Source organism: Cupriavidus sp. CP313 (genome assembly GCF_054072015.1).
The window spans coordinates 1-13,591 of the sequence record NZ_JBSVZB010000028.1; the positions used below are offsets into that span (position 1 = coordinate 1).

Consider the following 13,591-nt stretch of genomic DNA (forward strand, 5'->3'; position numbering starts at 1 on the left):
TCAATATCGCCCGCCTGGGCGCCAACACCGGCCCGCTCGACATGAGCCTGCTCTGGCTCAAGCGCCTGAAGCTCATCGGCGTGACCTTCCGCACCCGCACCGAGGAGGAACGCCTCGAGTGCATCCAGGCCTGCGCGCGCGACATGCTGCCCTTCCTGCGCCAAGGACGCGTGCGCCTGCCCGTCGATCGCACCTTCCCCATGACCGACGTCCTTGCCGCTCATGCCTACATGAAGCAGGACCAGCATGTCGGCAAGATCGTGCTGCTGGTCGATTAATCCTTTGAAGATAAAGATAGACAGGAGACATTCATGAGCATCAAGGTCACCCCGCTCACCGGCTCTGTTGGCGGCCTGGTCGAAGGTATCAACCTGAACGAGCCGCTTAACCGGGCGAACTTCGAGGCGGTGCACCGCGCCTTCCTCGAACACGGCGTACTGGTGTTTCGCAACCAGTTTCTCGAGCCCGGCGCTCACGTCGAGTTCGCCAAACTCTGGGGCACCCCGGCCCAGAACAATCCCCTGGACCCGAGCGTGCCGGGCTTCCCGGGGCTGATCCAGATCACCAAGATTCCCAAGGCAACCGCGTCAACCGAAGCCTGGCACTCCGACTCCATCTACACGGCTGTGCCGCCCAAGATCTCGATCCTGTCGGCCATCGTGGTGCCGAACGGCGGCGACACGATGTGGTGCAACCAGTACCTGTCATATGAGCGCCTATCGCCGTTGATGAAGAGCCGGCTCGAAGGGCTGCGCGCCCGCTTCACGGGACTGCGGCTGGCCCGCATGAAGGGTATCGATCAAGTGCCATCGGCTGTCCATCCGATCGTTCGCACCCATCCGGAGACCGGCCGCAAGGCGCTCTACGTCGGTCACCGGGAAACCGCGCAGTGCATCGAGGGCATGACCGAGGCCGAGAGCCGCCCGCTGCTCGATTTCCTGTATGAGCATTCGACGCCCCCCGACAACGTCTACCGCCATATGTGGCAGGAAGGCGACGTGGTCATGTGGGATAACCGCTGCACCATGCACTACGCCGTCCATGACTACGGTGAGGCCGAGCGCGTGCTCAACCGCATCACCATCGAAGGCGAAGTGCCGGCCTGAGCGTCGCCATGGCATGACACCGCATGCCGGCCCAAGGCGCCGGCATGCGCCCCCTGCGCCCGGGTGCCAGAAGCGGCACCGGCCGGGCCAATCGGAGACAGGACAATGCAGATAGGGATCCCGACTGAGATCCGGCCGGGAGAGGCGCGTGTTGCCGCCACACCGGAAACCGTCAAGAAATACGTTGCACAGGGCCACCAGGTCGTCGTGCAGGCCGGCGCCGGCGTGCACGCCAGCCAACCCGACAGCGCCTACGAGGCCGCAGGCGCCCGCATTGGCACCGCCACTGAGGCGCTGGGTGCCGACCTTGTGCTGAAGGTACGCGCGCCGGAAGTGGCCGAACTCGCCCATATCAGGCGCGGCGCCGTGCTGGTGGGCATGCTCAACCCTTATGACGGGGAGAATACCGCGCGCGTCACCGCCGCCGGCATCACCGCTTTCGCGCTGGAAGCCGCGCCGCGCACCACGCGCGCGCAGAGCATGGACGTGCTCTCCTCGCAGGCCAATATCGCCGGCTACAAGGCAGTGCTGGTCGCCGCGCATCACTACCAGCGCTTCATGCCGATGCTGATGACTGCCGCCGGTACCGTCAAGGCGGCACGCGTGCTGATCCTCGGCGCCGGTGTGGCGGGCCTGCAGGCCATCGCCACGGCCAAACGCCTTGGGGCGGTGATCGAGGCCTCCGACGTCCGCCCCGCCGTCAAGGAGCAGATCGAGTCGCTGGGCGCGAAATTCCTCGACGTGCCGTTCCTCACCGACGAAGAACGCGAGATCGCCCAAGGCGTGGGCGGCTATGCCCGCCCGATGCCGCCCGACTGGATGAAGCGCCAGGCCGAGCTGGTCCACCAGCGCGCGATCCAGGCCGACATCGTCATCACCACCGCGCTGATTCCGGGCCGCAAGGCGCCGGTGCTGCTGCAGGAAGCCACCGTGCAGCAGATGAAGCCGGGCTCGGTAGTGGTCGACCTGGCCGCCGTGCAGGGCGGCAACTGCCCGCTGACCGTGCCCGACGAAGTGGTCGAGCGCCACGGCGTCACGCTGGTCGGCCACACCAACCTGGCAGGCATGGTCGCCGCTGACGCCTCGGCGCTCTATGCGCGCAACGTGCTCGACTTTCTCAAGCTCATCATCAACAAGGAAGGCAAGGTCGCCATCGACCTGCAGGACGACATCGTCGGGGCCTGTCACATCACCGGCCGCCGCGAAGGCGCACTGGCAAGTTAAGGAGTTCCCAATGGAAATGATCAATCACACGGTGATCAACCTGATCATCTTCGTGCTGGCGATCTACGTGGGCTACCACGTGGTCTGGACGGTCACGCCCGCGCTGCACACCCCTCTGATGGCGGTGACCAATGCGATCTCGGCCATCATCATCGTCGGCGCCATGCTGGCCGCCGGCCTCACCCAGGGCGAAGTCGGCCGCCTGATGGGCACACTGGCGGTGGGCCTCGCCGCCGTCAATGTCTTCGGCGGCTTCCTCGTCACCCAGCGCATGCTGGAGATGTTCCGCAAGAAGGCCCCCAAGGCCGTCCCAGCCAAGGGACACGCGCACGCCGAAGGCACGCTGGTGGAGGTGGCGCGATGAACGCTCTCTCCATGAACGCGGTGACGCTGCTCTACCTCTGCGCCTCGGTCTGCTTCATCCAATCGCTCAAGGGCCTGTCGCACCCCACCTCGGCGCGCAAGGGCAACACCTTCGGCATGATCGGCATGGCGATTGCCGTGGTCACCACGGTGGCGCTGATCATCAAGCTGAAGAGCGAGTTCCTGGCGGCCGGCACGGCGCAGTCCTCGGTGGCCTCGGGCCTGGCGCTGATCCTCGGTGCGCTGGTGGTCGGTGGCGGCATCGGCGCCTACGTGGCGAAGAAGGTCGAGATGACCAAGATGCCCGAGCTGGTCGCGGCGATGCACTCGCTGATCGGTTTGGCTGCGGTCTGCATCGCGGTGGCGGCAGTGGCCGAGCCCTCGGCCTTCGGTATCGCTCCGGCCGGCTCGCGCCTGATCCCGACCGGCAATCGGATCGAGCTGTTCATCGGCTGCTTCGTCGGCGCGATCACCTTCTCCGGGTCGGTCATCGCCTTCGGCAAGCTCGCCGGGCGCTACAAGTTCCGCCTGTTCCAGGGCGCGCCGGTGGTGTTCGCCGGCCAGCACTGGCTGAACCTGGCGCTGGCCGTGGCGATGTTCGGCTTCGGTGTCGCCTTCTTCATGACGCAGGAGTGGATGCCCTTCCTGGTGATGCTGGCGATCGCCTTTGTGCTGGGCGTGACGATCATCATCCCGATCGGCGGCGCCGACATGCCGGTGGTGGTGTCGATGCTGAACTCGTACTCGGGCTGGGCGGCAGCGGGCATCGGCTTCTCGCTGACCAACCCGATGCTGATCATCGCGGGCTCGCTGGTGGGTTCGTCCGGTGCCATCCTTTCGTACATCATGTGCAAGGCGATGAACCGCTCGTTCTTCAATGTGATCCTGGGCGGCTTCGGCGCCGATGCCTCGTCGGCGGGCAAGACCGGCGGCGGCGAGCAGCGCCCGGTCAAGTCGGGCTCGCCGGATGACGCAGCCTTCCTGATGGGCAACGCCGAGACGGTCATCATCGTGCCGGGCTACGGCCTCGCCGTGGCGCGCGCCCAGCACGCGCTGAAGGAGCTGACCGACCTGCTGCACGAGAAGGGCGTGACCGTGAAGTACGCCATTCACCCGGTGGCGGGCCGCATGCCGGGCCATATGAACGTGCTGCTGGCCGAGGCCGAGGTGCCGTACGACCAGGTCTTCGAGATGGAGGACATCAACAGCGAGTTCGGCCAGGCCGACGTGGTGCTGGTGCTGGGCGCCAACGACGTGGTGAACCCCGCTGCCAAGACCGATCCGAACTCGCCGATCGCCGGGATGCCGATCCTGGAGGCGTACAAGGCCAAGACCGTCATCGTCAACAAGCGTTCGATGGCGTCCGGCTATGCCGGCCTCGACAATGAGCTGTTCTACATGGACAAGACCATGATGGTGTTCGGCGACGCCAAAAAGGTGGTCGAGGGCATGCTCAAGGCTGCCTGACAACAGTCGCGCAAGCTGCCGGTAGCATTGGCGGGGCGGCGAGTTGGCAAAGGCGAAGCCCCGCTTGCACCCCCCTGCACGCGGGGCGTGCGTGACTGCGAGTCCGCCGTCAATTTGAAGGATCCAGCCTTCCATCGCCCCCCGCCTTCAGGCCGACGCGAGCACCTCTCTGTAGGCATTCAACGTGCACGCCCCGCTTCCATTGCTGGTGACCGGGGCGATTCGTTAGATGAACTAAAGAGACTGAAATTGCATTCCGCACTGCGCCGCTGGGCGCCCACATTGTCTTCCGTGTATCTCTTGGCCTTAATCCGGCCCTCAGTCGGCTCCACGCACACGCAGAAAAAGGGCGCGTATCAAAAAAGGATATTCAGGCAGGTGGCCCACATGTTTCGATTCGAGTACGGAGCGGATAACGTTTATGCGCAGCTTGGCTTGGCGGATGCAGCAGACGCCCCCCTCAAGGCAGAAATCGTGACGGACATTGCCGGACGTATGCGCTCCGCCGGCATTCTGCTACAGGACGCCTCTGCCATTCTCGGCGTGCCTCAATACGAAATTGCACTCGCCCTCTGCGGGAAGTTCCAGAACTTTCGCGCTGATGAATTGCGGTGTTGGTTGGCTCGCCTCACTTCGGCGTCCGCAAAAACGGCCTACCGTCGCCGAGAAGCGCCTATGACCGCGTCGGCTAATGACCTGCCGAGCGACTTGAAGGAGTGAACGGGCGGGATGCGTGCGCTACACGAACCGTGGGGCGCTAATCGACCAACTCTGGCTGACACAGTCGGGGGAATTCCGGGGGCGCGCAGTCAGCGCTTCGCGAGTCGACCTAAGATGGTGGCTGGCCGCTGTGCGGCCAAGGCGTCGCGACGTCGTGACTCATTTTGGCTGCTCGGGCTTCCGCTTTCGGCCGAACTTCGGTCGTTCGCTGAGCGGTGCGCCAATGACCGAGAAGGGTCGGCAAGCGCCAACCGGCACATCATCGGAAATGGGGGATTTCTGTAAGTTCGTCAGATTTCGCGTAAACTGCGCGCTGATCTCCGTTCGCTTATTCGTCCGCTCTGTAGGCGACGGTCGAAGCTCACGTCTTGCAAGGAGGCGTCACGCATGGATGCAATGCCATTGTTGGATAGCAATGCCATCAATCTGCGCGCCAGCGCGGACGTGCGCGATCTGCGCCGTGTGCCCATCCACCCCGATCACTGGTATCCACTGGCCTGGTCACGCGAGCTCAAGCGGGGCAAAGCCCTCGGCGTGCGCTTTGCCGGCGATCCGATCGTGCTGGTGCGTACCGGGTCCGGCACCATATTCGCGCTGGAAGATCGTTGCGCACACCGGCAGGTTCCGCTGCACGCGGGCGTGGTGGAAGGCGAGTCCATCCGCTGCGGCTATCACGGCTGGACTTATGACTGCACCGGCCGTTGCGTCGATGTGCCATACCTCGGGCGTGAGCGCCTGCCCAACGGCGTGCGTGCCTATCCCTGCCGCGAGGCGCGCGGCCTGATCTTCGTCTTTCCCGGCGATGCGGCACTTGCCAGGGAGCGGCCGCTGCCCGCTCTGTCTTCGGTTGCGGACAAGGCGTACAAGACGCGCCGCTTCGGCCGTGAGGTCAAGTGCCACTACTCCTTCATGCACGAGACCCCGTTGCTGTCTCCGTAAGCCGGTTCGCCTTCGGTGGTGGATTCGATCCAGGTCGTTCCACGATTGACGTTGGCCGAGGAGGCTCCATCGTCCAACAACGCCGCCGGCCGTGAGCTGAGTCGTTCACCCACGCGCCGGCCATAGGTACGGCAGGCGTCGACGAAGACGTAGAGCTGGGCCGGTACCTGCCGCCATAGCGCGCGCACAGTGTTGGACAGGTCGAAGCTACCGGTCTGGAAGGGGCGATTACGATTGGCGCCGTAGTCATCCAGAAGCAGGATGTGCTCCGGGCCATTGCCCATCACACCGTGGCCGCAGAAGTACAGTACGCCCACATTGTTGGGGTGGCGTTGCACCTCGTCGAGCCAGCGGTCGAAGCCTGCCTGGACAAGGGGCAGCGAGGCCCGCTCGATGTCATGCATGGCGCCGGCCGCGTTGAGTTGCTCGCCTTGTTCCGAAGAGACCAGGATCTCCAACGTCGTAAGCGGCGCGTTCGGGTTGTGCAGGCCGCTGCCTGGTGCGCCATTGCCGTTGAGTATCCAGCGCGCCAAGTGCATCGCGGAGATCGGCGGCGACTGCAAGACATTGAGCCCGAGGTGCACCCCGCTGCGCGGCTCCGGCCCACCGCGCAGATGGCGGTAGTAACCGACGCCGATGATTAGCACATGCGTGCCCGGTGTCTCGTCGATGGGGCGCAGTCGAATCTGTGTCATCGTATCATTGTCCTCCTAGGCGCTGGCCCAGTCGCTTGTAGAAGCTTGGCCACTTGAAGTAGCCGGAATGCGCACCGGTGACGGGGTAGCCGGTGTTGTACTTGAAGTCATGGACCGTGTCGGGTACGGCCGCAGTAAAGACCGGCAGGACCAGGAAGCCCAGTACGTCATTGGTGTCGACGATATTCAGCCAGCGCTTGGCCCGAGTCGGCGATGCGATGGCTTCGCGAGGGGTTGCCGCACGGTCCACGCGACCGGGACTGCTCCACAGCAGCGACATCTCCTCGAACAGACCAACCTGAGAGCCGACGGTGACCCAGACGTCGATTTCCAGGTCGGAGTCCTTAGCATAGTGGGTCAGGATGTCGTAGACGATCTCACCACCGAAGCTGTGGCTGATGACCACCAGGGGTTCCTTCTTCTCGCGCGCGAGTGCCGCAGCATGCTGAAGTGTTTGAAGGACGCTCAAAGCAATCGGGCCTGGCTGCGCGCCACCCTCCCGCTCGGTCAGGTAGCGGAAGGCGTCGCCGATGAACGTCGCGAGTTTGCGGGTCAGGGGCCGGCGCGAAGGGCCGACAATGGCGTGGGACAGTTGATCCGGCCCCAGCAGCTTCAGCCGTTTGGCGCCTTCTTCCAACATGGCCCAGAAGCCGGCGCCGCCAAAGGTCTCGTCCTTGCCAGCAGGCTGCAGCGGACTGACGACATCGAGGACTTGGTCGAGTACATCGTCCTCCGTGGCCTGCGCCAGCCAGGGCACTGCCGTATCGGCTAGGCGATCCTGAGCCAGTTGATACGCCTTGGCTACAGCCAGGATGTCTGCGTCGCTCTTAGCATCCTGGATGAGGGCATCGAACAGTAGATCGATCGCCACATCCGGATGCTTGCGCGCTAGGGTGTGCAGAGTGTCTCCTGTCTGCACGGCGCCCTCGGTCACCGCAATCCCCAACGATGGCGGCAGTTCGTTCTCATCCGATCCGAATGTCTCGACCTCGCTGCCTTTGGGAATCACCGCTAGGTCGCGCCAGAAGCTGACCCCGTCGCCGCCCCAATATGGCGCGAATACCGGGTGTGCTGGATCAATACCGACGACGGGCGCGACGATTTCCGTGAGGAAAGCCGCCCGCATTTTCTCTTCCCGCAGATAGTCGGCGTCCTGGCGATTGTTGACGCCGTGAACAAACACGAATGGCATGAAATGCCCTCCTAACGCTGTTGCGATGGCACCTTGGCCGGAAACCGACAGTTGGGGCCGCGCAGAGATCTGCACCGAAGCGCGTCGCGCAGAACAATCGATCGCGATCAGTTGATCGCCTTTGTCCACAAGAACATACTTGAAGAAGGGCGATTAGGCCACCCTTCCGACGGCCGCTTGAACTCCAAATCGGTCGTGCGCCAAGATCACATGTGAACGGCCGAGAAGGGTCGGGAAGAGACGACCGGATAGAGGCGGAGATCCCTTGGGCGTGCCGCGCCGCGCTGCCCCTCCGGTGATGAAGACTCTCGCCGGGGCCCAAGGTCGGCGATGCCGCCGACCGTTCATGAGACATACCCGGCAATTATGTCTAAAGTTTGTTTGGGGTAGTGAAAACTAACGTTCGGGTGAATCTTCCTATCCGGCTAGGACAGCCTCGCGTCCTTTGAGGTCGAGATGGCAGAGAGCGGGTGCTTGATGGCGCTGTCAACTGGTAGTCGCTCACTGATCCGAGAACTGGAGAACATGATCGAACGTGGCGGTGCTCCGGCTGCCGCGTCGGCGGCCGATCGTTCCCCGAGCACCAGCCGGGAACGGCGGAGGCACCGCAGGATGCCGAAGCCCTGTTTCAGAAGCTGCTGGCCCAGCAGGTGTCGCTGACGCAGATAGAGTCCAAGGCTGATGAAGCTGGCCATCGACACGGCGCGTGGCGACCTGCCATCGGCAGCGCGCGTGCTGGGCATCACGCGGCCCCAGTTGGCCTATCGGCTGAAGAAGTGAGAACGGGCTGGCGCAACGCCAGCCCCATCCGAGAAATACGCGCCCCGGTAAGTACAGCGCAGGTGGCGAGCTCAACGAAGGCGCGCGAGCTCAGCCTCTAGCGCATCCAGGAATACCTTGACGCGAGTCGGTACATACCGCCTGGTCGGAGTAATGGCCCACACGCTAAGGTCTTCCATCGATGCGTCTCCCAGTTCGACCTGCACGAGCGACCCGTCAGCGAGCTGCCTGAAGACATCCCAGTAGGTCAGCATGGCGATTCCCAGACCCTGGATGGCCGCGCTGCGCACGGCATCAACGCTGCTGGTGTTGACCCGGACATTAACCCGCTTGCGCTCCAGTACGCCATGGATAACCAGCGGCCAGCGCGGCACGGCCTGCAGCCCGATGCACTGATGGCTGTCGAGTTCCGCCACCGTAGACGGATAGCCATGCCGTTTCAGGTAGCCCGGGGCGGCGCAGATCAGCCGCGGGTTGGGCGCGATCTCCCTTGCCACCAACTCTGAATCCGCCAGCGGCGCGACGCGCAACGCCAGGTCCAGCCCACGCCCTACGATATCCACGACGCGGTCGGAGACGTCCAGATCGATGCGCAGCTCGGGATGCCGTTCCAGCAGGCGGGGCAGCAATGGCAACACGATGCTCTGCCCGAACACGCTCGGGGCTGTCACGCGCAGTACGCCGGACGCTTTGGCCGGCGAAGGACTAAGTTCGCCCCTGGCACTTTCCTCGGCCTCGGTCATGGTGGTTGCGTAAGGCAAAAAGGCCTCGCCTTCTGCGGTCAACGACACCGAGCGCGTGGTCCGGTGGAACAAGCGCACGCCCAAGTTCTCTTCCAGCGCCGCGATCCGACGCGATACCTGCATCGGCACCACGTCGAGCTGCCGCGCGGCGGCTGACAAGCTGCCGGTGGAGGCCACCCCAAGGAAGATACGAAGGTCAGAGATCTGCACTTTTTATATCCGAATACGTTATGGTGGCTTCACCATTTGCCGCCTTGGTCTTGGCAGTACCACCGCCTAGCATGACTATGACACTGCAATTACCCCGAAATCGCAGGCGGAACTTTACCGAGGCAAGCCCAGGCATGACCGATTCCACTATTAGGATTCTATCCTCGCACGATATAAAAGGCGCAGTAGTGCGCAACCGCCTAGCCGTAGCGCCCATGACCCGCGTGACGGCCACGGAGGGAGGTCTGCCGACGCAAACCATGCGGGACTATTACCTGCGATTTGCCAAAGGAGGCTTCGGGCTGGTGGTCACCGAGGGACTGTATACGGACCAGGCCTTCTCGCAGGGCTACCGCTTTCAGGCCGGGCTGGCCGACGATGCGCAGGCACGGGCGTGGGCGCCCATCACCCGCCAAATGCACGCGCACGGCGCACTGGTGTTCGCTCAGCTGATGCACGCCGGCGCGCTCAGCCAGGGAAACCGCTTCCGCACGCACACGGTCGCCCCCTCCCCCATCCGGCCCAAAGGCCAGCAGATGACGTTCTACTACGGCGAGGGCCTCTACGCCGAGCCCGTGGAGATTACCGAAGCGGAAATCGCCGAGGCGATTCAGGGCTTCGTCGACGCAGCCCGTCGCGCCGTGCGGCTTGCCGGGTTTCATGGGGTAGAGATCCACGGCGCCAACGGCTACCTGCTCGACCAATTCCTGACCGCGCATACCAACCGGCGCACGGATCGCTGGGGCGGTGACGCTAGCGGGCGCGTGTCGCTGCTTGCTGAGATCGTCAGGGCGGTCAAAGCCGAGATCGGCGATGCCTTCCCTGTTGGCATCCGCATCTCCCAGGGCAAGGTGAACGACTTCGCCAGTAAGTGGCCGGGCCGCGAAGTGGACGCCGAAGTCATCTTCGGCGCGCTCGCTGCAGCCGGGACCGACTTCATCCACGTGACGGAATTCGAGGCCTGGCAACCGGCCTTCGAAGGCAGGAAGGACAGCCTGATGGCGCTGGCACGCCGCTACGCACCGGGCGTCTCGATCATCGCGAATGGCAGCTTGCACACTGACGGACGTGCGGCCGAGGCGTTAACATCCGGCGCGGACATCGTTGCGATCGGCCGCGGCGCGCTGGCCAATCCCGACCTGCCGAAGGTGTTCGAGTCCAGGCGTGAGCCGAGAAGCTTTGACAGCACGATTCTGGGACCTATCGCGAACATCAAGGATAGTGAGCTCGCATTTGAGCTGACGACGTAGCCGCCGAACCGCCCAGGCAAGCGGCCTCGTAGAAACCCTAGATACCTCATTCTGCGAAGAGGCCATGACCACTCGGCAATTCTGTTTCTCGCAGCATCCGCACTAACCTGACGGCGGCTGCTTGTGGACCGGAGTGCGTTTCATCCGAAACACCTTCGCCATTCCACAAATGAAGTCCCTGACTATATTGGAGACAATGCATTATGAGACGGAGTGTGGTGAGAAACCTGGGGTCCTTGATGGCTTGCCTGGCCATTTCCGGCGTGGCCGGTGCCCAGGATTACCCTTCGAAGGCTGTCACGATCATCGTTCCCCACGCCCCTGGCGGGGCGAATGATGCGGTTGCCCGCCCTATCGCTCAGAAGCTGGGCGCAGCCTTGGGCCAGTCCTTTGTCGTGGATAACAGACCAGGGGCAGGCGGCAATATCGGCACCGGCATCGCCGCTAAGGCGCCTCATGACGGATATACGCTGTTGCTCACAGTCGGAAGCAGCCACACAATCAATCCGTCCGTATACAAGACGGTTCCCTTCGATCCAATCAAGGACTTTGAGCCGATTGCGTTGGTCGCTACGGCGCCCTATGTCCTGGTTGTCAATCCATCGCTGCCGGTCAAATCCGTCACAGACCTCATTCAGTTTGCAAAAGAGAAGCAGGGGCAATTGACGTTTGCTTCCGCCGGCAATGGTTCGCTCGATCATTTGCTTGGGGAGATGTTCAAGCGCGCTGCGGGCGTCGAGATGCTGCATATCCCTTATAAGGGTGCGGCGGCGGCGAATACCGACCTTGTTGCCGGTCGCGTCTCTGTTGCCTTTGGCAGCCTTCCTGGTGTGATGCCCTTCGTCAAGGCCGGAAAATTGCGGCTAATTGCCGTGGCTACCGAAAAGCGTTCCCCACTTGTTCCCGAAGCACCAACCATTGCGGAAACCCTGCGCGGGTTCAGCGCCGAGTCCTGGTACGGACTGCTTGCCCCCGCGGGAACACCGAAAGAAGTGATCGCGCGGCTGCGAACCCAGACGGCGAAAGTCCTACAGGACAGGGGACTGAAGGAAACGCTGGCGAATCAAGGTGCCGAAGTGGCATCGGCGTCGACGCCTCCATTCGCGGATCTCATCAAGAGCGACCTGAAGAAATGGGCGGTGATCGTCAAGGATTCTGGTGCAAGAATCGATTGACCACCGCGCTGTCAATGACCGGACTTTCAGCGAGATGACGATGATGATCAGCGTGACAGAGAACTATCAGGGCGTGTGGGGAAACAGGGTCGGCTTCGGCAACAGGCCGGCGGTGATCGTCATCGACTTTGTCAAGGCCTACACCATTGAAGGATCGCCCTTGTATGCCGACGGGGTGATGCCGGCAGTGCGGAACAGTATCGATGTGTTGCGTGCCGCCAGAACAGCGGGGGTTCCGATAATGCATACGACCATTCGCCATCACCCCAGTGGCTTTATCGACGGGGGTGCATGGTTAAGAAAATCGCCGGTCGTGCAATGCCTGGCCCAGCCGCCCTACGATGAGTTCTGCCCGGGCGTGGAGCCGTTGGCAAGCGAAATCGTCATCCAGAAACAGTATGCAAGCGCGTTCTTCGGGACAAGCCTGGCAAGCACCCTGACGGCGGCCGGCATCGACACCATCATCCTGTTGGGCTGTTCGACAAGCGGCTGCATACGGGCTACCGCGGTCGACGGCGTGCAGCACGGATTCAACGTGATTGTCCCGCGCGAATGTGTTGGCGACCGCCATCCGGATCCGCATGAAGCCAACCTGTTCGATATCGACAGCAAATACGGCGACGTGGTGCTGAAAGACGACGTCCTGCGCTACTTGCGGGATGCCCATCCGGATCGCGGCGCCGTAGCAAGCTCGTAAGCGCACCTCTTGCCATATCCTCAGATGGATCGCTTTGTTATCAACCCCGCGCGGATAGATTTCGTCACGCTGCGACTATTTTGCCTGGTGGCTCAGTCAAAAAGCATAACGAAGGGTGCCGCACAATGTAACCTGGCGGTCTCCGCGGCGAGCCGGCGTCTGGCCGATCTGGAAGTAACAACCGGCTCGGTGCTGTTGGAGCGCTCCGCCCAGGGCGTGCAACTGACACCGGCAGGCCACATGGCGATGCAGCACGCGATGCGGCTGTGCCATGGCTTTGAGCTGTTCGGCGCCGAGCTGTCGGACTTTTCCCATGGCTACCGGGGCCATGTCCGGCTGTGGGCCAACATGTCCGCCCTGACGGAATGCCTTCCCGAAGCGCTCTCCACCTTCATGGAACGGCGCCCTGATATCAAGGTCGAGCTCGAAGAGCAGCTCAGCGGCGATACGGTTCGGGCGCTCGTGGACGGCTATGCCGACATCGGCATCCTGGCCGAAGGAACACCGGCCCATGGGCTGGAAGCGGCGCCTTTCCATGTCGACGAGTTGGTCGTCATCTGCCCCGCAAACCATGAACTGGCGTGCCACGAAGCAGTCCCGTTCTCGGCGTGCCTTGCCTATCCCTTCGTGGGCCTGAACCGCGGCAGCTCCTTGCTTGAGCTGATCACCCGGACCGCCCTGGACCATGGAACGACACTGCAATTGCGTGTACAGGTCCGCAGCTTTGGCGCAATGTGCCGCATGGTGGGCGCCAGGCTTGGTGTAGGCGTCATCCCTCGCGCCGCATGCGAGCCGCTGCTGACCGCGTATGGCATCAAGGCCATCAGGCTCACGGATGCCTGGGCTCGCCGCAAGCTGGTCATCGCGCACAATCCCGACCACCCCTTCTCGGCCGCCGCCGAACTGCTCTGGAATCATCTGCGCGGCCCGCTGTAAGCGTTGCGTCCTGACTGACTGGTGACGCCCCCTCTCCTTTGAGCAACGGACCTAGCCGAAAGCCGGTTCGATGCACGCATGTACGCGAGTAGCC

14 protein-coding genes and 1 pseudogene are annotated in these 13,591 nt (G+C 63.2%); 12 read left to right on the forward strand and 3 right to left on the reverse strand.

Translation table 11 applies throughout. The annotated features are described in order from the left end of the window. The 7 genes and pseudogenes from ACW4E8_RS30105 to ACW4E8_RS30135 all read left to right on the forward strand — a co-directional run. The coding region (locus ACW4E8_RS30105; protein ID WP_456807854.1) for a zinc-binding dehydrogenase at positions 1-278 on the forward strand (278 nt) is incomplete at its 5' end. A gap of 33 nt (positions 279-311) precedes the next feature. Next, a complete protein-coding gene (locus ACW4E8_RS30110; RefSeq protein ID WP_456807855.1) occupies positions 312-1,106 on the forward strand; it encodes a TauD/TfdA dioxygenase family protein in 795 nt (264 codons plus the stop codon). 105 nt (positions 1,107-1,211) lie between these two features. Next, positions 1,212-2,330 (forward strand): Re/Si-specific NAD(P)(+) transhydrogenase subunit alpha, encoded by a 1,119-nt coding sequence (locus tag ACW4E8_RS30115; RefSeq protein WP_456807856.1) that lies wholly within the window; start codon positions 1,212-1,214, stop codon positions 2,328-2,330. A gap of 10 nt (positions 2,331-2,340) precedes the next feature. Further along, positions 2,341-2,694 carry an NAD(P) transhydrogenase subunit alpha gene (locus tag ACW4E8_RS30120; protein ID WP_456807857.1) on the forward strand — a complete coding sequence of 118 codons (354 nt, stop codon included), beginning with the start codon at positions 2,341-2,343 and terminating at the stop codon, positions 2,692-2,694. Then, on the forward strand, positions 2,691-4,160 hold the full coding sequence (locus ACW4E8_RS30125) for an NAD(P)(+) transhydrogenase (Re/Si-specific) subunit beta (protein ID WP_456807858.1): 1,470 nt from the start codon (positions 2,691-2,693) through the stop codon (positions 4,158-4,160). The genes ACW4E8_RS30120 and ACW4E8_RS30125 overlap by 4 nt, the downstream gene beginning before the upstream one ends. A 249-nt stretch (positions 4,161-4,409) precedes the next feature. Then, complete coding sequence (locus ACW4E8_RS30130; protein WP_456807859.1) at positions 4,410-4,880, forward strand: hypothetical protein; 471 nt, start codon at positions 4,410-4,412, stop codon at positions 4,878-4,880. Between the two features lie 387 nt (positions 4,881-5,267). Beyond that, positions 5,268-5,798 (forward strand): annotated as a pseudogene (locus ACW4E8_RS30135) (Rieske 2Fe-2S domain-containing protein); the annotation flags it as partial. Here the strand turns inward: ACW4E8_RS30135 and ACW4E8_RS30140 are convergent. Both ACW4E8_RS30140 and ACW4E8_RS30145 read right to left on the reverse strand, forming a co-directional pair. Next, positions 5,780-6,514 carry a caspase family protein gene (locus tag ACW4E8_RS30140; protein WP_456807860.1) on the reverse strand — a complete coding sequence of 245 codons (735 nt, stop codon included), beginning with the start codon at positions 6,512-6,514 and terminating at the stop codon, positions 5,780-5,782. The pseudogene ACW4E8_RS30135 and the gene ACW4E8_RS30140 sit on opposite strands and share 19 nt — an antisense overlap. A gap of 4 nt (positions 6,515-6,518) precedes the next feature. Beyond that, on the reverse strand, positions 6,519-7,706 hold the full coding sequence (locus ACW4E8_RS30145) for a hypothetical protein (protein WP_456807861.1): 1,188 nt from the start codon (positions 7,704-7,706) through the stop codon (positions 6,519-6,521). 681 nt (positions 7,707-8,387) lie between these two features. Here ACW4E8_RS30145 and ACW4E8_RS30150 point away from each other — a divergent pair. Beyond that, positions 8,388-8,486 (forward strand): helix-turn-helix domain-containing protein, encoded by a 99-nt coding sequence (locus ACW4E8_RS30150; protein WP_456807862.1) that lies wholly within the window; start codon positions 8,388-8,390, stop codon positions 8,484-8,486. A gap of 71 nt (positions 8,487-8,557) precedes the next feature. On the opposite strand, the gene ACW4E8_RS30155 is transcribed toward ACW4E8_RS30150, so the two are convergent. Beyond that, the gene (locus tag ACW4E8_RS30155) at positions 8,558-9,439 is read right to left on the reverse strand and encodes a LysR family transcriptional regulator (RefSeq protein WP_456807863.1); all 882 of its coding nucleotides are present in this window, start codon (positions 9,437-9,439) and stop codon (positions 8,558-8,560) included. 134 nt (positions 9,440-9,573) lie between these two features. On the opposite strand from ACW4E8_RS30155, the gene ACW4E8_RS30160 reads away from it, so the two are divergent. From ACW4E8_RS30160 to ACW4E8_RS30175, 4 genes are all read left to right on the forward strand, one after another. Continuing rightward, positions 9,574-10,689: an NADH:flavin oxidoreductase gene (locus tag ACW4E8_RS30160; RefSeq protein ID WP_456807864.1), complete on the forward strand. Its 1,116-nt coding sequence runs from the start codon at positions 9,574-9,576 to the stop codon at positions 10,687-10,689. Between the two features lie 239 nt (positions 10,690-10,928). After that, the gene (locus tag ACW4E8_RS30165) at positions 10,929-11,864 is read left to right on the forward strand and encodes a Bug family tripartite tricarboxylate transporter substrate binding protein (RefSeq protein ID WP_456807865.1); all 936 of its coding nucleotides are present in this window, start codon (positions 10,929-10,931) and stop codon (positions 11,862-11,864) included. Then, complete coding sequence (locus tag ACW4E8_RS30170; RefSeq protein ID WP_456807866.1) at positions 11,848-12,561, forward strand: isochorismatase family protein; 714 nt, start codon at positions 11,848-11,850, stop codon at positions 12,559-12,561. Before ACW4E8_RS30165 ends, ACW4E8_RS30170 begins: the two co-directional genes overlap by 17 nt. 24 nt (positions 12,562-12,585) lie before the next feature. Then, on the forward strand, positions 12,586-13,497 hold the full coding sequence (locus tag ACW4E8_RS30175; protein WP_456807867.1) for a LysR family transcriptional regulator: 912 nt from the start codon (positions 12,586-12,588) through the stop codon (positions 13,495-13,497). Positions 13,498-13,591: the final 94 nt, after the last annotated feature.